Source organism: Thalassovita sp., assembly GCF_963691685.1.
In the GTDB taxonomy this organism is placed as follows: domain Bacteria; phylum Pseudomonadota; class Alphaproteobacteria; order Rhodobacterales; family Rhodobacteraceae; genus Thalassobius.
The window spans coordinates 472,849-491,224 of record NZ_OY829290.1; the positions used below are offsets into that span (position 1 = coordinate 472,849).

Sequence of the window (18,376 nt, forward strand, 5' to 3'; positions counted from 1 at the left end):
GATAACAATGCATCGGTTCATGACTGGACTTGCGCGCGCGATGGCGATGCTGGGGGGCGTGGTGCTGACCGCGTTGATCCTGATCACCTGTGTGTCGGTTCTGGGGCGTACGCTCAACACCATGCTGCACAGCGGGCTGGCCGAAGCCGTGCTGGGTGGCTTTGCCAAGACATTGCTGGACACGGGCGTCGGCCCGATCCTTGGGGACTTCGAACTGGTGGAAGCCGGGATTGCCTTCTCGATCTTTGCGTTCCTGCCGCTGTGCCAGATCACCGGGGGCCACGCCTCTGTCGACATCTTCACCTCAAAACTTCCGGTGCGGGTGAACCGCTTCATCACGCTGGTTGGCGAAGTGCTGTTTGCACTGGTGCTGGCACTGATCGCGTGGCGTCTTTACGCCGGGATGCAGTCCAAGATGCTTTACGGTGAAACCACCTTCCTGCTGCAATTCCCTATCTGGTGGGCCTATGCCGCCAGCTTTGCCGCGGCCCTGCTGGCTGCTGTTGTCTCTGCCTATGTTGCCGTCGTGCGTTTGGGCGAATTTCTCACCAACCGCGAGATCATCGCCGCACAGGAAGGGGCGGAGCATTGACTAACCTTGAAATCGGGCTGACGTCCTTCCCAGTCCTTCTGCTGATGATCTTCCTGCGGATCCCGATCGGCCTGTCGATGTTTCTGGTCGGCCTCGGCGGGCTCTACTTCGTCACGGGCACGCCCAATATGGCGATGGCGAAGCTGAAGAATGAGACTTACTCGACCTTTTCCAGCTATTCGCTGTCGATTGTCCCGATGTTCATCCTGATGGGCCATTTCGCCACCCTCGGCGGCATGAGCCAAGCGCTGTTCAAAGCGGCGGAGGCCTTCCTTGGCCATCGAAAAGGTGGCGTGGCCATGGCCGCTGTTGGCGCCTGTGCCGGCTTTGGCTCGATCTGCGGATCGTCACTGGCAACTGCCGCCACGATGAGCCAGGTCGCCCTGCCGGAACTGCGCCGCTACGGCTATTCCGGCGGCTTCTCCACCGCGACGCTGGCGGCGGGGGGCACGCTGGGCATTCTGATCCCGCCTTCTGTCATTCTGGTGATCTATGCGATCCTGACCGAACAGAACATCGCCAAGCTGTTCCTTGCGGCCTTCGTCCCCGGCATTCTGGCGGCGATCGGCTATATGATCACCATCTCGATCTATGTGCGGATGCACCCTGACAGCGCTGGTGTGCGCGAACCGATCCCGATGGGGGAACGGCTACGGGCGCTGGCCGATGTCTGGCCGGTCCTGTTGGTCTTCGTTGCGGTTGTTGGCGGCATCTACGCAGGTGTCTTCACCCCGACCGAAGGCGCTGCTGTGGGGGCCTTTGGCACCGGTCTGATCGCCTTCCTGAACGGCGGGCTGACCAAATCCAGCCTCATCGGCAGTTTCACCGCCACCGCCAAGAACACCGCGATGATCTTCTTCATCGTGCTGGGCGCCGGGTTCTACAACGGCTTTCTGGCGCTGACACAGGTGCCGCAGGAACTGTCGAACTACGTGGTCGGTCTGGGCTATAGCCCCTGGGCGATCCTGGCGATTATTCTGGCGCTTTATCTGGTCTTTGGCTGCCTGATGGACAGCCTGTCGATGATCCTGCTGACGATCCCGATCTTCTTCCCGATTATCTCGACCTTGGATTTTGGTCTGACGATGGAGGAAACCGCGATCTGGTTCGGGATTATCGTGCTGATCGTGGTTGAGGTCGGGCTGATCACGCCGCCAGTGGGGATGAACCTGTTTGTCATCAACTCGATGGATCGCCTGACCCCGATGGTCGAAACCTATAAAGCGGTGATGTATTTCGTCGCCTCCGACATCGTGCGGGTGGTCATCCTCGTGGCCTTTCCAGGCATCACCCTGTTCCTGTTGCGGATCTTCCACTAAGCGCAGGATTGCAGTGACATCAAAAAGGGCCGGGGGAAACTCCGGCCCTTTGACTTAGCCGGCTGTAGCTGTTCAAGTCGGGCGACGGCTTGATCTGTCGCAAGGCCCGCGTGCCGAAAGCGTGGCCCAATATGCGGCGAAGGGATTTAAGGGAATGTGGTGCGGCCTTAGCGCGTCACACCTCAAGAAAGGGACGTACCAATGGCCACCAGTGCCGATGATCTGACCCACAGCAAGCTGGAATATTACCCGATCACCATCTTTGCCATCATCATGGGGCTGTCCGGCCTGACCCTTGCGGTGCAATCGGCGGGGCAGAACCTGGGGTTTGGACCGGGGCTGGCGCATGGGCTTTACGGGATCACCGGCTTCCTGTTTTTCCTGCTGCTCATGGGCTATGCGGCGAAATGCCTGCAATACCCGCACGCGGTGCTGGCTGAATGGCGCCACCCGGTGAAAATGGCCTTTTTCCCGGCGATCTCGATCTCACTCCTGCTCCTCGGGGTGGCCAGCCTTAGTCGTCACGCCCAACTGGCCGAGGCGCTGTGGCTGATCGGCATGGTGATGCAGGCGGTGCTGACGCTGGCGGTGGTGTCGGGCTGGATCTCGGCCCGGTCGTTTCAGACCGGACACCTCAGCCCCGCATGGTTCATTCCGGCGGTGGGCAACGTCTTTGTGCCGATCGCGGGCGTGCCCTTGGGCTACTTTGAGCTCAGCTGGTATTTCATGTCGGTGGGGCTTGTCTTCTGGGGCGTTCTGATGGCGCTGGTGATGAACCGGCTGATCTTTCACGACCCGCTGCCGGGCCGGTTGCAGCCGACGCTGGTGATCCTGATCGCGCCGCCTGCGGTGGCCTTTCTGGCCTGGGTCCGCCTGTATGGTGAGGTCGATGCGCTGGCACGTCTGTTGATCAACGCGGCCTATTTCTTCACGCTGCTGGTGGCGCTGCAGCTGCCCCGCATCCTGCGGCTGCCCTTTGCGCTCAGCTTCTGGGCGCTCAGCTTCCCGTTTGCAGCGGTGACCATCGCCAGCTTCACCTTCGCCGCCAACACCGACAGCACCGCCCATCTGTGGATCGGAACGATCCTGCTGGGGGTGCTGAGCGTGATCATCATCGGTCTGCTGCTGCGCACCCTGAAAGCGGTCCGCCAGGGTGAGATCTGCGTGCCGGACTAGGTTTCACTGTTTCAAAAATACCCAAAAAAGACGGCCCCCGCAGGGGCCGCATCAGTCGGGGAAAAATCTGAGGTAGGCTGCTGTGCAATCAGCCCAACAGGCGGCGTGCAATCACCTGTGCCTGAATTTCCGCAGCGCCCTCAAAGATGTTGAGGATCCGGGCGTCACACAGAATCCGGCTGATCTGATATTCCAGCGCAAACCCGTTGCCGCCGTGGATCTGCAGCGCGTTGTCTGCCGAGGCCCAGGCCACGCGGGCGCCCAGCAGCTTGGCCATGCCGGCCTCCAAATCGCAGCGCTGATCGTGGTCCTTTTCCCAGGCCGAGAAATAGGTCAGCTGACGCGCCACCATGATCTCCACCGCCATCATCGCCAGCTTGCCGGACACCCGCGGGAAGTGGATCAGCGACTTGCCGAACTGTTTGCGGTCGTTGGCATATTGCATGCCGACCTCCAGCGCGTTCTGAGCCACACCAATGGCGCGTGCCGCGGTCTGGATGCGGGCCGCTTCAAAGGTTTTCATCAGCTGTTTGAAACCCTGACCCTCGACGCCGCCCAGTAGGTTTTCACCCTTCACCTTGAAGCCATCAAAGCCCAGTTCGTATTCCTTCATGCCACGGTAGCCCAGCACCTCAATCTCGCCGCCGGTCATACCCTCGGTTGGGAAAGGGTTGGCATCATCGCCCGGGGTCTTCTCAGCTAGGAACATCGACAGGCCGCGATGGTCTTTGCTGTCAGGATCGGTGCGTGCCAGCAGGGTCATGACGTGGGTCCGGGCTGCATGGGTGATCCATGTTTTGTTGCCGGTCACGGTGTAATCGCCATCGTCGCCCTTCACTGCGCGGGTCCGCAGCGACCCAAGGTCCGAGCCGGTGTTGGGTTCGGTAAAGACGGCGGTGGGCAGGGTTTCGCCGCTGGACAGTTTCGGCAGCCACTGTTCTTTCTGCGCGTCGGTGCCGCCGGCCAGGATCAGTTCCGCCGCAATCTCAGACCGGGTGCCAAGGGAGCCCACGCCGATGTAACCACGTGACAGTTCCTCGGAGACTACCACCATCGACGCTTTGGACAGGCCCAGCCCGCCGTATTCCTCGGGGATGGTCAGGCCAAAGACGCCCATCTCAGCCAGTTCCTCGATGACCTCCATCGGGATCAGCTCATCTTTCAGATGCCATTCATGGGCATTGGGCACCACACGTTCGTCTGCGTAGCGGCGGAATTGATCGCGGATCATTTCCAGCTCTTCGTCCAGACCGGTGGCGCCAAAGGTGGCGAAGCCTGCGTTGTCCTGCATCAGCTCAACCAGCGCAGCGCGTGCGGTCTGGCTGTTGCCGCTGTCACACAGGGTCATCACCGCCGGCTGCATCAGCCCGCGCATCTCATCCTGGGTCAGGCCCAGATCCTGCAGACGGATGATTTCATTCTGGCTCATCGGGATGCCGCCGTAGATCTGCCAGAGGTATTCACCAAAGGCGATCTGGTGCATCAGCTGTTCCATCTTGCCGAATTTTCCCTCGGCCGACAGTTTCTCGGCCCAGGCCTGCATCTGCTTCAGTGAAAAGGCATAGGTCGCAAGCCAGGCCAGCCCATGGGCGGCGGTTTGGTTCTCTTCCAGCAGGCCACCAGACACGCGGCCCTCCAGCGAAACGGTTTCACGCACCCGCGCGGTGGCCGTTTCCAGCAGCGCCTCAACCGGGGCCACAGCCGCACCGGTGAGGGTCAGAAGATCAGGAATAAGGGCGTCTTGGGTCATTGTCACGTCCTGTCCGTCATGGGCCATGATTACGTTCCTCTTATGCTACACCATTACGACATCGGCGCTGGCTGTCAAAATGCTGCACTGTGCATATCCACTTTGCATCTGCAGCGCAACAAAAATACCCATACGTACTAATTCTAGTTCATAAATTACCCTTACGTTTCTTGTGCCGCTTTCGCCGCCATCGTGGTAAGAGGCCACATGGACACGCTTTTTTCGCTGCTGAGCCCCGAGTTATATTTGTTCGCCTTCATCGTCGCACTGGGTGCCGGGGTGATCAAAGGCATGGTGGGATTCGCGATGCCGATGATCCTGATTTCCGGCCTCAGCTCGGTCATTTCGCCTGAATTGGCGCTGGCTGGTCTGATGTTGCCCACCCTGGCAACCAACGGCTGGCAGGCCCTGCGGCAGGGGCGACAGGCGGCCTGGGACTCGATGAAGCGGTTCCGCTGGTTCATGATTGTGGGCGGCCTTGCCATCATCAGCAGCGCCCAACTGGTCCGTTACCTTGATCCCGAAACCATGTTGCTGATGATCGGTGCGCCGGTCACCGTGTTTGCGGTGATCCAGCTGCTGGGCGTACAGCTGCGCCTGCCCGAAAAGGGGCGCGGATTGATCGAAGTGGCGATTGGTCTGGTGGCCGGGTTTATCGGCGGGCTCTCGGGGGTATGGGGGCCTCCGACGGTGATGTATCTCACCGCGCTGGAGACCCCTAAGGGAGAGCAGCTGCGCATCCAGGGCGTGATCTACGGCCTGGGGGCGCTGGCGCTGTTCATGGCACACATCAGTTCCGGAGTGGTGACAAAGGACACGGTGGTCTTTTCCGCATCCCTGCTGGTGCCAGCGCTTTTGGGAACCTGGATTGGTTTCCAACTGCATGAGCGGATCGATCAGGCCGCATTCAAAAAGGCAACGCTGATCGTTCTGCTGGTCGCGGCGCTCAACCTGATGCGCCGCGCTTTGATCGGTTAGGCGCCGTTGTTGTTTTCGGCAGGCACGTAACCAGCCACGGCGTCAATAAAAGACCGGATCTGGGCCTTCAGGCGATCGTCCTGGATCTTGCTGAACACGGCGGCGATACGGGCGGTTTCTTCATCGATGACAGGGGTGGAGTCATCGGCGGTCTGATCCAGACCTTCGAAGAAGTATGCCGGCGGCACGTTCAGGATGTTGGCGATTTCGAACAGTTTGCTGGCCGAAATACGGTTGCGTCCCAACTCATATTTCTGGACCTGCTGGAACGAGATGTTCAAACCTTTTGCGACGTCGGTCTGAGTGAGACCGCGCAGAACGCGCAGGTTCTTTAGTTTCTTACCCACATGGATATCAACTGGGTGTGACATGCAATTCTCCCGTTAATGAGACTACCGTAAGAAGTATTTCGGATGCACGGTTTCAATCAATTGATTAGAAATTCTTCATGGGGTTAACGAGATCACCCATTGATGTATGATTTATTTACCGGTACTGTGATTGCTGTAAATTAAGGCGTTTGCCGGGTTTTGTCTCCGCAACTTTAGCGGTTGTTAACGATAACCGGGTGTTCTGGCACCCCCTCGCAACCTGAAAGGAAGGCCATGGCTGAGCTTAAGAATCACCCATTGCTGTTTGAAATGTTGCGCTCGTTTACAACCCTTGCGGCGACCCTGAATCTCTCCCGCGCGGTGGACCATTTGGGCTCAACACGGCAGACTGTGCGCCGTCATATCAACACCCTTGAGGAGATCAAGGGGGAACGTCTTTTCATCGTCGATGACCGGCAATATCACCTGACCGAAGCGGGCCGCCATGCCCTGCAGGAAGCGCAGGATTTGCAGGAACGCGGGCTGGCCTGGCTAAACAATGAAACCGGTCATGTCGGCGGGTTGCACCACATCGCCAAGGATGATGAGGACGGCTGGTACTTCTATCTGCAGCAGCATTCGCTGGACAAGCTCTGGCGGGATAAGTCCGCGCTGTTGCGGCAAGGGGTGCAATGCTGGGCGGAGGCTGAGGGGGACATCACCTCTGAGGCACTGGACCCAATCCGATCCTATTTGATGGTGTTTCGCCGCGCCTCTGTGGGCTGGGTCTGCTCTGCGGTGGGCAGCGACAGTTCTTATGCCACATGGTACGGGCGCCGCTGGGAATACAGTGCCGTTGGCCGCGAAGTGCCACGCCTGCCGGGCGGGGCGACACACGCATCACAGTTGCATCAGCCCTTTGAGGAAATTCGCGGGACAGGCAGCCTGCGCTACGACCACATTCACACCCGTATGGATCGCGGCGAAGACGGTGCGAGTGAGGCGATCAGCTTCAAACGCCTGCTGCTGGGCTGTCGCTACCCTGACAACAGTTTTGCCCTCGCCTCGCTGGTTGTGCGCAGCCATGCGCTGGAAATTCAGGGCGTCCCGACAAGCATGATTGAACGTATGCCCGAAGATCTGATCATGGACGACATTCGCCTCGGTTGAGGCTGCTCAGAGACAATTCGCGTTTGATTGGCCATCATTTCCTGTGTGAAACACAGGAGAACACTATGACAATTCATGATGTCTTTGATGGCGCCCGCTATCTCACTCAGACGATCAATACTCTCACGTCGCATCAATTGGATTTGTCCGTTGGGGATGACTTTGAGGATTACGCCCGGATCGTCGAAAAGCACCGGGGCGAACAGCCGCTTGGCCCACCGTTTGATCCCGTAAAGACATTTTTGCCAAAGTCTCGAGGGATTTGGGTCGTTGGGCGCAATGCCAAGGGGGCGGTTGTGCATACCCAAGCCATGCGGCTGCTGGACCTCTGTGATCAGACCCTGGCGCGTTATCTCAGTGCCCGTTTTGCCGAGTTTCCCCCCGGTGGCATGGAGGTTGATATGGCCGGATCCTGGTTCCGCCCGGGGCCCGGGGCGGCGCAGATTTCAGGCCGCGCCGTTTATCACGGTGAGATGTGGCTGGCCGATGATTCGGCTTATCGGGGCCGTGGATTGATCGATGTTCTGGCCCGTTTTGCCTTTCTGACGGCCATGTTGCACTGGCAGCCGGACCATGTGTTTGGCTTTATTCTGCGCCCTGTGGCGCGGCGTGGGTTGGCCGAACGCGAGGGTTATATGCACACCGACCCCTATTGCCTCAGCTGGAAGGTGGCGGGGCGCAATCAGCCGCTGGATTGCAACATGGTCTGGATGGCGCTGAATGACCTGCGCCATGTGATGCATGTGCCGCTGGACGAACGGGTGACGGCTTAATTCCGCTTGAGTAGCTGAATAGACAACGCCCCGGAGAGGGGCCGGGGCGTTGTCAGATGTTTCGCGTTAGGGCTGTGAAAGTTAACCGATTGCGGCGGCTTTCACATCCTCATCGATGTGCGGCAGGTACTGCTCAAAATTGTCGGCGAACATGCCGACCAGTTTGGCCGCCTGCGCATCATAGGCTGCCTGATCTGTCCAGGTCTGACGCGGGTCCAGCAGCGCGGTGTCAACACCAGGCACCGAAACCGGCACATCAAAGCCAAAGTTGGCATCCTTGCGGAACTCTGCTTCGTTCAGCGAGCCTTCGAGGGCGGCGGTCAGCAGGCCACGGGTTGCCTTGATCGGCATCCGCGAACCGGTGCCGAAGGCACCGCCGGTCCAGCCGGTGTTGACCAGCCAGCAGGTTGCACCGTGCTTGGCGATCTTTTCACGCAGCAGGTTGCCGTACTCTTCCGGGCGGCGCGGCATGAAGGGCGCACCAAAACAGGTGGAGAAGGTCGGCTCTGGCTCAACAACACCACGTTCGGTGCCCGGCGTCTTCGAGGTGAAGCCCGACAGGAAGTGGTACATCGCCTGCGCCGGTGTCAGACGCGCAATCGGCGGCAGCACACCATAGGCATCACAGGTCAGCAGGATCACGTTTTTCGGATGGCCCCCCAGAGCACTCTCGGAGGAGTTCGAGATGTATTCCAGCGGGTAGGCGCAACGCATGTTCTGCGTCAGGCTGGCATCGTCAAAGTCCAGTTTGAAGGTGTCTTGGTCATAGACCATGTTTTCGATCACGGTGCCAAACTTTGACGTGGTGGCGTAGATCTCAGGCTCCGCTTCGGGGTTCAGACCGATGGTCTTGGCGTAGCAGCCACCTTCGAAGTTGAAGGTGCCACGATCGGACCAGCCATGTTCGTCATCACCGATCAGGGTGCGCGACGGATCTGCCGACAGGGTGGTTTTGCCGGTGCCCGACAGGCCAAAGAAGATAGCGGTGTCGACCGGGTTGCCAATGGCGTGGTTGGCCGAGCAGTGCATCGGCATGATGCCTTTTTCCGGCAGCAGGTAGTTCAGCAGGGTGAAAACCGATTTCTTGTTCTCACCGGCATATTGGGTGCCGCCGATCAGGATCAGCTTCTTTTCGAAGTTCATCGCGATCACAGTTTCCGAACGGCAGTTGTGACGCTCGGGGTCGGCGTTGAAGCTGGGGCAGTTGATGACGGTGAAGTCAGAAACAAACCCGTCCAGGGCCTCACGTTCAGGACGGCGCAGCAGGTGGCGGATGAACAGGTTGTGCCAGGCCAGCTCGGTCACCATACGCACGTTGATCGAATGGGTCGGGTCAGCCCCCCCCACCAGATCCTGTACGTAATAGTCCTTGCCTTTCATGTGCTCCAGCATGTCGGCATAAAGCGCATCAAACCCTTCGGGCGACATCGCTTTGTTGTTTTCCCACCAGATCTTGTCTGCAACATCGGCGGTTTTCACGACATGTTTGTCTTTGGGGGAACGACCGGTGAATTTGCCGGTTGTCACCAGAAAGGCACCACCCTGTCCAAGGGTGCCTTCGTTGTTCTTAAGAGCCGCTTCGATCAGAGCGGGTTCCATTAGGTTATAATAGACATCGCCCAGCCCTTTGATCCCTTGATCTTCAAGCCGGAATTGCGGGTTTACCCGTCCAAATGTCATGTTGCCTAGCTCCTGTATCCGCGCGATGGGGCGCGGAATTTTTGCCACCGGGCGCGAAACTCCACTTTCACGCCAGATCAGACGTTGGGTCCAATAACTGGCTCATAACATGTCGATTATGTGAAGGAACAGGACGCTTTCGCGCAGTTAGCGCAACCATTGGAGGGTTAGCGCAATCAGTGGGATATAGCGTGCACAAAGTTTCCGATAGGCGCAGTCATAATCCGCCAATGTGAGGCAAATTAGCCATTCCTACAGGAAATCACGCTCAAATCGAATCTCTGGCGTGGCTGATTCGCGAATTTCGATTGATTGCCCCAGTGAAACTTGGGCATAATAAGGCAAAAAACAGGCAAAAAGAGCAGTAGAGGAATTCTCCTATGTCAAAGATCGCCCTTGTGGATGATGACAGGAATATCCTGACATCCGTCGCCATGACCCTTGAGGCTGAGGGGTTTGAGGTGGAAACGTATAACGATGGCCAGTCGGCGCTGGATGCTTTCAACAAGAAGCTCCCCGATATGGCCGTTCTGGATATCAAAATGCCCCGTATGGACGGCATGGATCTGCTGCAGCGTCTGCGGCAGAAAACCAGCATGCCCGTCATTTTCCTGACCTCCAAAGATGATGAAATCGATGAGGTTCTGGGCCTGCGTATGGGCGCTGATGACTATGTGAAAAAGCCGTTTTCGCAGCGTCTTCTGGTCGAACGGATCCGCGCGCTGCTGCGTCGTCAGGATGCGGTCAGCGGCAATGTGGTTGCCGAAACCGAAGAAACCAAAGTGATGGAACGTGGTGAGCTGCGGATGGACCCGCTGCGCCATTCGGTCAGCTGGAAAGGCCAGGACGTCACCCTGACCGTGACTGAGTTTCTGTTGCTGCAGGCCCTGGCCCAGCGTCCCGGTTTTGTGAAATCGCGCGATCAGCTGATGGATGTGGCCTATGACGATCAGGTCTACGTGGATGACCGCACCATCGACAGCCACATCAAACGCCTGCGGAAGAAGATGCGTTCGGTCGACAATGATTTTGCCGCCATCGAAACACTTTACGGTATCGGCTACCGGTACAACGAAGACTGATGGCACTGGCAGAGCGCATAAACATGCCGCAGCGGCCGCGTCAGGATGGGGATGTTGTTCTGGGCGATGACTTCGTCGCGCCTGAGGCCCTGGTGGAAAAAGAGATGCAGGCCCGCCGCAACCGCCGTGGGCTGTTGTCACTGAACCGGTCGCCGCTGACCCGCAAGATCATCTTCTTCAACCTGATCGCCCTGAACTTCCTGGTGGTCGGGGTGCTGATGCTGTCGACCTCACAGGACAGTTTGGCGGTTGAGCGCAGCAATGCGCTGGTCTCCCAGGCGGAGTTGATTGCAGACGTGGTGGAGGCGCAGCTGCCAGAGGCAGCCGAGCCGCTGCAGCTGGGCGGTGTGCCCGATGTTAGCCGCACGCTGGAAGGGCTGGATCTGCGGCAGGGGATATCCCTCTACGTTTTCGATTCCGAAGCACAATCCATTGCCTCGGCACAGGGGCAGGGGCTGCCGTTACAGGCCGAAATGCCCGAAGCAGGCTCGACCGTGATTGTCGACAGCCTGTCCTGGATCTGGTCGAAAGTGGCCGCACCGTTCCAGCCTGATAGTGCAGCACAACTGCCCAGCGTGGAAGAGCGCGCCGCGCAGCTGTCACAGCAGGCCATGGCCGGTGTCACCAAGGTTGAAAGTGGTATGTCCGCTGACGGTGGCACGATTTTCACCGTGGCCACCCCGGTGCAGCATGATGGCCGTGTCTTGGGTGTCGTGGCGCTGTCCAGTGCGGCGGGTGAGATTGATCAGCAACAGCGTGAGGAGCTGGAGCGCGTGCTGCAGATGTTCCTGATCGCCACCTTGATGTCGATCGGCCTGAGCCTTGTTCTGGCCTCGACCATTGCCAACCCGCTATCGGATCTGGCCGCTGCCGCTGAACTTGGCCGCGCCCGGGATGACAAACAAAAGGCCGGTGGCCGCATTCGGATCCCTGACCTGACTGCCCGCCCGGATGAGATCGGCCGCCTGTCTGGCGCGCTGCGCGGGATGGTGTCAGCGCTTTATGACCGCATCGACAACAACGAACAGTTTGCAGCTGATGTGGCGCATGAGATCAAGAACCCGCTCGCCTCACTGCGGTCTGCGGTTGGCAGCCTGCGGATGGTCAAGAAAGAGGAACATCGCGAGAAGCTGCTTGATGTGATCGATCACGATGTGCGCCGTCTGGACCGTCTGGTCAGCGACATTTCCAACGCCTCGCGTCTGGACAGCGAACTGGTCAAGGAAGAGCAGGAAGCCTTCGATCTGATGAAGATGATGGGCAACCTCAGCGAATATCTGGGCCAGCAGGCGGGCGAAAACGGCGTTGATTTCATCACTGATCTGCCTGGCGAACCGGTGCAGATGATGGGGCTGGAGGCACGGCTGGCGCAGGTCTTTGTCAACCTGATCACCAACGCGATTTCTTTCTGCGAAGAAGGCGACGCGATCCGCGTTTGGGCGCGGCGGCGTGAAAACCGGGTGCTGATCGTGGTCGAAGATACCGGCCCGGGCATCCCCGAACAGGCGCTGACCAAAGTGTTCAAACGGTTCTATTCGGAACGGCCTGAAAACCAGTTTGGCAACAACTCGGGCCTTGGTCTGGCGATTTCGAAACAGATCGTTGAGGCCCATGGTGGCGTGATCTGGGCCGAGAACATTCGCCCGACCGATGCGGATCCCACCTCGGAACCGCTGGGCGCGCGTTTCGTTGTTGGCCTGCCGATCTGAGGCAACAGTGTTCCGCCCCGCAGATCAGGACTGCCATATAGAACATGCCAGCGCCGTGGCCCTTGGGGGCCGCGGCGTTTTGATTGCGGGGGCCTCGGGCAGCGGAAAATCTGCCCTGGCCCTGCAGCTGATGGCGCTGGGGGCCGGGCTGGTGGCGGATGACCGTTGCTGCCTCTGGCGGCAGGATCAGCAGCTGATGGTGGATGCGCCCGCAGCAATCCGGGGCCGGATTGAGGCGCGTCATCTCGGAATCTTGAACGCCGATGCCGTTGGCCCGGTGCAGGTGGCTGCCTATATCCAGCTTGATACGGTTGAGGATCAGCGTCTGCCGCCCCTGCGTCAGATTTCTGTGCTGGGCCTTTCCGTACCACTGTTGCACAATGTGCAAGCGCAGCATTTTGCGGCGGCGATTCTACAGTTTCTGAAAGCAGGAAGGTGGGCCTGACCCATGTCGGACGCACATCAAAGGATCATTCTGTTGACCGGGCCTTCGGGCGCCGGACGGTCCACTGCGATCCGTGCGATGGAGGATCTGGGCTTTGAGGCCATCGATAACCTGCCGCTGAGCCTGCTGCCGCGCCTTTTGGACGGCCCGCCGATCAGCCATGATCTGGTGCTGGGTCTGGATGTGCGCAACCGCGATTTCTCGGCCAATGCGCTGATCCAGACGTTGGACCGGCTGCAGAGCATGCAGGGCATCACGCCCGAACTGCTCTATATCGATTGTCGTGCGGATGTGCTGCTGCGCCGGTTTTCCGAAACCCGGCGGCGTCACCCGCTGGCCCCGGCCGAAAGCCCCGATCAGGGCGTGCAACGTGAGTTGGACCTGCTGATTCCGATCCGCGCCCGCGCCGATATTCTGATCGACACCTCTGAGATGACGCCGCATGACCTGCGCGCCGAGGTGGATCGCCTGATCACCCCGGAAAGCGGAGCGCGGCTGGCGGTTTCGGTGAACAGCTTCAGCTACAAGCGGGGCCTGCCCCGCGGTGTGGATATGGTGCTGGACTGCCGGTTCCTGCGCAATCCCTACTGGGAGCCAGCGCTGCGCAGTTTCAACGGCACCAGCGCCGAAGTTGCCGCCTATGTGGCTGAAGACGAACGGTTTCAGCCGTTCTTTGACAAGACCCTTGAGATGGCGGAGCTGTTGCTGCCCGCATATCTAGAGGAAGGAAAAGCGCACTTCGCGCTAGGGTTCGGCTGTACGGGTGGTCAGCACCGGTCAGTTGCAATTGCAGAAAAGATGTCGCAAGCCCTTGCAGAGCGTGGCTGGCAGGTGTCAACTAGACACCGCGAGCTAGAACGGGCAGATCAGCCTAAACGCTCCGCCAAGGCTGCGGATCAAAGATAAGGAAGCAAGCGTGATCGGTATCGTCATCGTCGCGCATGGTGGATTGGCCAGAGAGTATCTGGCGGCCATTGAACATGTCGTAGGGCATCAGCCCGGGATCAAGGCCATCTCCATCGAAGCGGAACATGATCGCCAGACCAAACAGGGCGAGATCTGCAAAGCTGCGGATGAGGTGGATCAGGGCCAGGGCGTCGTGGTGGTGACCGATATGTTTGGCGGTTCGCCCTCAAACCTGTCGCTGATGGCCTGCCAGCCTGAAAACCGTCGCATCATGTATGGTGCAAACCTTCCAATGTTGATCAAACTGGCCAAGACCCGCCACCTCTCTGTGGCGGATGCGGTGCGCACCGCGACCGAGGCTGGTCGAAAATATATTGACAGCCAGATCGTTAAAAAAGACCACTAAGACATGAGCCAGACGACTTTGCGACAGCTTGAGATTATCAACGTCAAAGGGCTTCACGCCCGCGCCTCCGCCAAATTGGTTGAGGTTGTTGAAGGATTTGACGCCTCGGCAGAGGTTTCCAAAGATGGCATGTCCGCCTCAGGCGACAGCATAATGGGGCTTTTAATGTTGGCAGCGTCCAAGGGAACCACTATTGAGGTTCAGACCTCCGGTGCTGATGCAGAGGCGCTGGCGGATGCGATCGAAGCCCTTGTGGCGGATCGCTTTGGTGAGGATATGTAAGCACGCCGTGGCGCGTGCCGGAAAGACGTAAGAGGCGCAGCGTTGGTGGACAGCTCTCAGAACCGCGGGATGGAGCAGGCCGCGCCGGCCGAAAGCCCCACGACCTACGACCGCCGTTCGCTCACCTATGCCAACTCCTTTGACAGCCGTGCCCAGGTGCTGGCGATCAAAACCATCGAGTGGCTGACCGGCAAGTGGTCAATCCTGCGCATGATCCGCAAGTTCGAGAAGCAGGGCGCGCCTGAGGGGCAGGCCTTCTGGCGCGGTGCGCTGGATGTCATGGGCATCCCGCTGGACACCCCGCAGGAGCAGATCAACCGCATTCCCGAAACCGGCCCTGTTGTGATCGTGGCCAACCACCCGCATGGGCTGGTTGATGGGATGATCCTGGCCGATCTGATTGGCCGCCGCCGTCCTGACTACCGCATCCTGACCCGCGCCTTGCTGACCGGCATTGATGAGGTTGCGTCGTCGTTCCTGATCCCTGTGCCCTTTCCGCATGAAGAAGATGCGCAGCGCAAAAGCGTTGAGATGCGCGCTGCTGCTATGGCTCATCTGAAGGCAGGCGGCGTGGTTTCGGTCTTCCCATCCGGGGTTGTCGCCTCTTCCGACACGATGTTTGGTCCGGTTGAGGAACGTGAATGGAACGTCTTCACCGCGCAGATGATCCGCCGGTCGGGTGCCAAAGTGGTGCCGATCAAATTCCCCGGTCAGAACTCGCGCTGGTATCAGATCGCCAACCGTCTGTCGCCAACCTTACGCCAGGGTCTGCTGCTGCATGAGATCGTGCACAGCTGTAATCATCCGCAGCGCCCCGTTGTTGGTGAGCCGCTGAGCGATGAACAGATGGAGCGCCTGAAGTCCGACCCGCGTGGGTTTATCGCCTGGCTGCGGGACCACACCTTGGCTCTGAAAGGCTGATCTGGGGCCCTGAAAGGCTGATCTGCCCAAGGGCCACGATCCATAAGCGCCGCGTGAAATGAAAACGCCACGAAGACCATGCGGACCTCGTGGCGTTTGTTGTTTGGTGGACCCGTGTTGGGGGATCAAAATCAGCGGGTCGGAACGGGGCTGTCGCCGCGGTAGTCGTAGAAGCCGCGGCCTGCTTTGCGGCCCAGCCAGCCAGCTTCGACGTATTTCACCAGCAGCGGGCAGGGACGATATTTGGTGTCCGCCAGACCGTCATGCAACACGTTCATGATCGCCAGACAGGTGTCCAGACCAATGAAGTCAGCCAGCTCCAGCGGGCCCATCGGATGGTTGGCACCCAGTTTCATCGCGCTGTCGATCGAGGCGACATTGCCAACCCCTTCGTAGAGCGTATAGCAGGCTTCATTGATCATCGGGATCAGGATGCGGTTCACGATGAAGGCCGGGAAATCCTCGGCGCTGGCGGCTGTTTTGCCCAGACGCTCCACAATGGCCAGACAGGCCTTGTAGGTTTCCTCATCCGTGGCGATGCCGCGGATCAGCTCAACCAGTTTCATCAAGGGCACCGGGTTCATGAAGTGGAAGCCCATGAACTTCTCCGGCCGGTCGGTGCGGCTGGCCAGACGGGTGATTGAGATCGACGAGGTGTTTGAGGTCAGGATCGTATGCGGCTGCAGATGCGGGGTCAGCTGATCAAAGATCGCCTGTTTCACGGTTTCGCGTTCCGTTGCCGCCTCGATCACCAGATCGGTCTGGCCCAGATCGGACAGCTGCAACGTGGTCTTGATCCGCGCCATGGCGGCGTCTTTGTCGGCGGCCGTGATCTTTTCCTTGGTGACCTGGCGGTCCAGGTTGCGCGCGATCAGCGCCACGGCTTTGTCCAGCGCGTCTTGGTCGATGTCGTTCAGCAGAACGTCATAGCCTGCCACTGCCATCACATGGGCGATGCCATTGCCCATCTGGCCGGCCCCGATCACCCCAATTTTCTGAATCTCCATGATCCATCCCTTTATAAATCTGGCCGAACCATAGGCTTGTTCCCGGAGGAGCCGCAAGGGCCGAGCCACCGGGCAATATGGTTAAATTAACCGTAAACCGTGGTTCCACGGTGCGATTAGCCCTTTGGCAAGGAATCAGGGCGCATTCTGTCCCGGGTGAAACAGTCTGGGGGTCCCATGGTTCTGATCAAAGATGCCTTCCCGCCACGGCCGGAGGGGGAGCGTGGCAGTGCTGCCAGCAAGCTACGCTTCCGCGGTCCGCTGCAGCTGCCGGCACGGCCCTATGTGCTGTTTGTCGGCGGATCTGAAACCTTCGGACGCTGTGTCGCGCGCCCCTTCGTGCAGCGGTTTGAGCGGCGCAGTGGTGTGCCTTGCCTGAACCTTGGCGCCGCCAATGCTGGTTGGGAGGCGCTGGCACATGATCCGGCTGTGGTGGCGCGGTCGCGGCAGGCGGCGCTGAACGTGATACAGTTGATGGGGCCGCAGCATCGCTCCAACGGGTTTTTCCAGGTCCACCCCCGGCGTAACGATCGGTTCCTGCAGGGCTTTGCGCCTTTGCATGACCTGTTTCCGCAGGTGGATTTTTCGCAGTTTTCCTTTGTGGGCCATATGCTGGATGTGCTGCAACGGGTGGATGGCTATGCCCACCGCCGGCTGCAATATGGGTTGCAGGTGGAATGGGCTGCTCACCTCCGGGCAATGCAGCGGCTCTTCCAGAAACCAATCGTGTTTCTGTGGATTGATCACGGCCTGGACGCTGGCATGGGCATGGCAAACGCCGGGCTGTCACGGCGGCGGCTGCGCGAACTTGGTCTGGGCCAGGTGCCGCTGCTGCGGGTGCGGCCCGAACGGGGCGGGGCGTCGCAGATGATCCTGCGTCCCTCCGGCGGGGCAGGTCCAGCGGCCGCGATTTCCGCCGCCTACCACACCCGCATCGCCGAAGCGCTGTGCCACTGGGTGCCGCCGCTGCTGGCGACGGATGACGATGGGGCGTGACGCCCCTAAGGTCCCGACCACAGGCGCCTTTTGGCCGTTCACGTAGGGGCAACTCGCCCGGGGCTTCTTTCGCCGGTCGCACCGCACTATCTTTGCCTCATGAAATGGTTCATCGCCTCCCTTCTCCTGCTGCTCAGCAGCCTGCCCCTCAGGGCCGATTGCGTTGTGCTGCTGCACGGGCTGGCGCGAACCGATGCCTCGTTCCTGATCATGGAACAGGTCTTCCGCTATCACGGCTATGATGTGGAACGCCCGGGTTATCCTTCGACCGAAGAAACCATTGCCAACCTGGCGCTGAACACCCTGCCCAAGGCGATGGCGGCCTGTGACGGCCAGACCACCCATGTTGTCACCCATTCCATGGGCGGCATCCTGCTGCGCGTCTGGCTCAGCGGCAATCCGCAGCCTGACCTTGGCCGGGTGGTGATGCTGTCACCGCCAAACAAAGGGTCTGAGGTTGTTGATGTCTTGGGCGATCTTGAGCCGTTTGAGTGGTTCAACGGTCCCGCCGGCCAACAGCTGCGCACCGATGATCGCGGTCTGCCGGCGCATCTGCCGCCGATCAATTTTGAACTGGGGGTGATTGCCGGCAACCAGTCGCTGAACCCGCTGTTTTCAGCGATGATTGAGGGTGAGGATGACGGCAAGGTTTCGGTCGAATCCACCCGGGTGGAGGGCATGGCGGATCACATCGTTTTGCCGGTGACCCACACCTTCATGATGAACAATCCCTTGGTTATTGCACAGACCCTGAATTTCATCGAAAACGGGGCCTTCAAACATGAGATGACCTGGGCAGATGCGGTGGAGCGTCTGGAAGAGGCGGACTGACGGTGGCGTGCCTTGCGTGCCTCGGGCCGTTGCTCAAGCGCA

19 protein-coding genes are annotated in these 18,376 nt (G+C 59.5%); 15 read left to right on the forward strand and 4 right to left on the reverse strand.

The window, feature by feature from the left end:
• Positions 1-7 precede the first annotated feature (7 nt).
• The 3 genes from ACORLH_RS02220 (at position 8) to ACORLH_RS02230 (ending at position 3,087) form a co-directional block, all read left to right on the forward strand.
• Positions 8-592 carry a TRAP transporter small permease gene (locus ACORLH_RS02220; RefSeq protein ID WP_058243425.1) on the forward strand — a complete coding sequence of 195 codons (585 nt, stop codon included), beginning with the start codon at positions 8-10 and terminating at the stop codon, positions 590-592.
• Positions 589-1,911, forward strand: coding sequence for a TRAP transporter large permease (locus ACORLH_RS02225; protein ID WP_058243424.1), 1,323 nt, complete (start codon positions 589-591; stop codon positions 1,909-1,911). Before ACORLH_RS02220 ends, ACORLH_RS02225 begins: the two co-directional genes overlap by 4 nt.
• 201 nt (positions 1,912-2,112) lie before the next feature.
• Positions 2,113-3,087 carry an SLAC1 anion channel family protein gene (locus ACORLH_RS02230; RefSeq protein WP_321830985.1) on the forward strand — a complete coding sequence of 325 codons (975 nt, stop codon included), beginning with the start codon at positions 2,113-2,115 and terminating at the stop codon, positions 3,085-3,087.
• A gap of 88 nt (positions 3,088-3,175) precedes the next feature.
• On the opposite strand, the gene ACORLH_RS02235 is transcribed toward ACORLH_RS02230, so the two are convergent.
• On the reverse strand, positions 3,176-4,864 hold the full coding sequence (locus tag ACORLH_RS02235; RefSeq protein WP_321830986.1) for an acyl-CoA dehydrogenase family protein: 1,689 nt from the start codon (positions 4,862-4,864) through the stop codon (positions 3,176-3,178).
• A gap of 180 nt (positions 4,865-5,044) precedes the next feature.
• Between ACORLH_RS02235 and ACORLH_RS02240 the strand changes: the two genes are divergently transcribed.
• Complete coding sequence (locus ACORLH_RS02240; RefSeq protein WP_321830987.1) at positions 5,045-5,815, forward strand: sulfite exporter TauE/SafE family protein; 771 nt, start codon at positions 5,045-5,047, stop codon at positions 5,813-5,815.
• Here ACORLH_RS02240 and ACORLH_RS02245 read toward each other — a convergent pair.
• A complete protein-coding gene (locus ACORLH_RS02245) occupies positions 5,812-6,186 on the reverse strand; it encodes a helix-turn-helix transcriptional regulator (protein ID WP_321830988.1) in 375 nt (124 codons plus the stop codon). The two genes, ACORLH_RS02240 and ACORLH_RS02245, sit on opposite strands and share 4 nt — an antisense overlap.
• A gap of 234 nt (positions 6,187-6,420) precedes the next feature.
• Here ACORLH_RS02245 and ACORLH_RS02250 point away from each other — a divergent pair, with 234 nt between their 5' ends.
• Positions 6,421-7,296, forward strand: coding sequence for a LysR family transcriptional regulator (locus ACORLH_RS02250; protein ID WP_321830989.1), 876 nt, complete (start codon positions 6,421-6,423; stop codon positions 7,294-7,296).
• 65 nt (positions 7,297-7,361) lie between these two features.
• Entirely contained in the window at positions 7,362-8,069 is a 708-nt protein-coding gene (locus ACORLH_RS02255; RefSeq protein ID WP_321830990.1) for a hypothetical protein, read from the forward strand.
• Between the two features lie 81 nt (positions 8,070-8,150).
• Here ACORLH_RS02255 and ACORLH_RS02260 read toward each other — a convergent pair whose 3' ends face one another.
• Positions 8,151-9,749: a phosphoenolpyruvate carboxykinase gene (locus ACORLH_RS02260; protein ID WP_321830991.1), complete on the reverse strand. Its 1,599-nt coding sequence runs from the start codon at positions 9,747-9,749 to the stop codon at positions 8,151-8,153.
• Between the two features lie 380 nt (positions 9,750-10,129).
• Here ACORLH_RS02260 and ACORLH_RS02265 point away from each other — a divergent pair, with 380 nt between their 5' ends.
• From ACORLH_RS02265 to ACORLH_RS02295, 7 genes are all read left to right on the forward strand, one after another.
• A complete protein-coding gene (locus ACORLH_RS02265; RefSeq protein ID WP_058243416.1) occupies positions 10,130-10,831 on the forward strand; it encodes a response regulator transcription factor in 702 nt (233 codons plus the stop codon).
• Positions 10,831-12,540, forward strand: a complete 1,710-nt coding sequence (locus ACORLH_RS02270; RefSeq protein ID WP_321830993.1) for a sensor histidine kinase — start codon at positions 10,831-10,833, stop codon at positions 12,538-12,540. Before ACORLH_RS02265 ends, ACORLH_RS02270 begins: the two co-directional genes overlap by 1 nt.
• Positions 12,541-12,547: 7 nt before the next feature.
• Positions 12,548-12,985, forward strand: a complete 438-nt coding sequence (locus ACORLH_RS02275) for an HPr kinase/phosphatase C-terminal domain-containing protein (RefSeq protein ID WP_321830994.1) — start codon at positions 12,548-12,550, stop codon at positions 12,983-12,985.
• Positions 12,986-12,988: 3 nt separating this feature from the next.
• Positions 12,989-13,891 carry an RNase adapter RapZ gene (gene rapZ, locus ACORLH_RS02280; protein ID WP_321830995.1) on the forward strand — a complete coding sequence of 301 codons (903 nt, stop codon included), beginning with the start codon at positions 12,989-12,991 and terminating at the stop codon, positions 13,889-13,891.
• Between the two features lie 10 nt (positions 13,892-13,901).
• Entirely contained in the window at positions 13,902-14,297 is a 396-nt protein-coding gene (locus ACORLH_RS02285) for a PTS sugar transporter subunit IIA (RefSeq protein ID WP_058243412.1), read from the forward strand.
• A 3-nt stretch (positions 14,298-14,300) separates the two neighbouring features.
• The gene (locus ACORLH_RS02290; RefSeq protein WP_321830996.1) at positions 14,301-14,579 is read left to right on the forward strand and encodes an HPr family phosphocarrier protein; all 279 of its coding nucleotides are present in this window, start codon (positions 14,301-14,303) and stop codon (positions 14,577-14,579) included.
• Positions 14,580-14,648: 69 nt separating this feature from the next.
• Complete coding sequence (locus tag ACORLH_RS02295) at positions 14,649-15,500, forward strand: lysophospholipid acyltransferase family protein (protein WP_321832758.1); 852 nt, start codon at positions 14,649-14,651, stop codon at positions 15,498-15,500.
• 131 nt (positions 15,501-15,631) lie between these two features.
• Here ACORLH_RS02295 and ACORLH_RS02300 read toward each other — a convergent pair whose 3' ends face one another.
• Positions 15,632-16,507 carry a 3-hydroxybutyryl-CoA dehydrogenase gene (locus tag ACORLH_RS02300; protein ID WP_321830997.1) on the reverse strand — a complete coding sequence of 292 codons (876 nt, stop codon included), beginning with the start codon at positions 16,505-16,507 and terminating at the stop codon, positions 15,632-15,634.
• A 177-nt stretch (positions 16,508-16,684) separates the two neighbouring features.
• Between ACORLH_RS02300 and ACORLH_RS02305 the strand changes: the two genes are divergently transcribed.
• Both ACORLH_RS02305 and ACORLH_RS02310 read left to right on the forward strand, forming a co-directional pair.
• Positions 16,685-17,503: a DUF6473 family protein gene (locus tag ACORLH_RS02305; RefSeq protein ID WP_321830998.1), complete on the forward strand. Its 819-nt coding sequence runs from the start codon at positions 16,685-16,687 to the stop codon at positions 17,501-17,503.
• Between the two features lie 99 nt (positions 17,504-17,602).
• The gene (locus tag ACORLH_RS02310; protein WP_321830999.1) at positions 17,603-18,334 is read left to right on the forward strand and encodes an alpha/beta hydrolase; all 732 of its coding nucleotides are present in this window, start codon (positions 17,603-17,605) and stop codon (positions 18,332-18,334) included.
• Positions 18,335-18,376: the final 42 nt, after the last annotated feature.

Excerpts from the sequence above, each read along its gene's own strand:
- ACORLH_RS02220 (WP_058243425.1), top strand. The coding sequence starts at position 8 with ATGCATCGGTTCATGACTGGACTTGCGCGCGCGATGGCGATGCTGGGG.
- ACORLH_RS02230 (WP_321830985.1), top strand. The coding sequence starts at position 2,113 with ATGGCCACCAGTGCCGATGATCTGACCCACAGCAAGCTGGAATATTAC.
- ACORLH_RS02235 (WP_321830986.1), bottom strand. The coding sequence starts at position 4,864 with ATGGCCCATGACGGACAGGACGTGACAATGACCCAAGACGCCCTTATT.
- ACORLH_RS02240 (WP_321830987.1), top strand. The coding sequence starts at position 5,045 with ATGGACACGCTTTTTTCGCTGCTGAGCCCCGAGTTATATTTGTTCGCC.
- ACORLH_RS02245 (WP_321830988.1), bottom strand. The coding sequence starts at position 6,186 with ATGTCACACCCAGTTGATATCCATGTGGGTAAGAAACTAAAGAACCTG.
- ACORLH_RS02250 (WP_321830989.1), top strand. The coding sequence starts at position 6,421 with ATGGCTGAGCTTAAGAATCACCCATTGCTGTTTGAAATGTTGCGCTCG.
- ACORLH_RS02255 (WP_321830990.1), top strand. The coding sequence starts at position 7,362 with ATGACAATTCATGATGTCTTTGATGGCGCCCGCTATCTCACTCAGACG.
- ACORLH_RS02260 (WP_321830991.1), bottom strand. The coding sequence starts at position 9,749 with ATGACATTTGGACGGGTAAACCCGCAATTCCGGCTTGAAGATCAAGGG.
- ACORLH_RS02265 (WP_058243416.1), top strand. The coding sequence starts at position 10,130 with ATGTCAAAGATCGCCCTTGTGGATGATGACAGGAATATCCTGACATCC.
- ACORLH_RS02270 (WP_321830993.1), top strand. The coding sequence starts at position 10,831 with ATGGCACTGGCAGAGCGCATAAACATGCCGCAGCGGCCGCGTCAGGAT.
- rapZ (WP_321830995.1), top strand. The coding sequence starts at position 12,989 with ATGTCGGACGCACATCAAAGGATCATTCTGTTGACCGGGCCTTCGGGC.
- ACORLH_RS02290 (WP_321830996.1), top strand. The coding sequence starts at position 14,301 with ATGAGCCAGACGACTTTGCGACAGCTTGAGATTATCAACGTCAAAGGG.
- ACORLH_RS02295 (WP_321832758.1), top strand. The coding sequence starts at position 14,649 with ATGGAGCAGGCCGCGCCGGCCGAAAGCCCCACGACCTACGACCGCCGT.
- ACORLH_RS02300 (WP_321830997.1), bottom strand. The coding sequence starts at position 16,507 with ATGGAGATTCAGAAAATTGGGGTGATCGGGGCCGGCCAGATGGGCAAT.
- ACORLH_RS02305 (WP_321830998.1), top strand. The coding sequence starts at position 16,685 with ATGGTTCTGATCAAAGATGCCTTCCCGCCACGGCCGGAGGGGGAGCGT.
- ACORLH_RS02310 (WP_321830999.1), top strand. The coding sequence starts at position 17,603 with ATGAAATGGTTCATCGCCTCCCTTCTCCTGCTGCTCAGCAGCCTGCCC.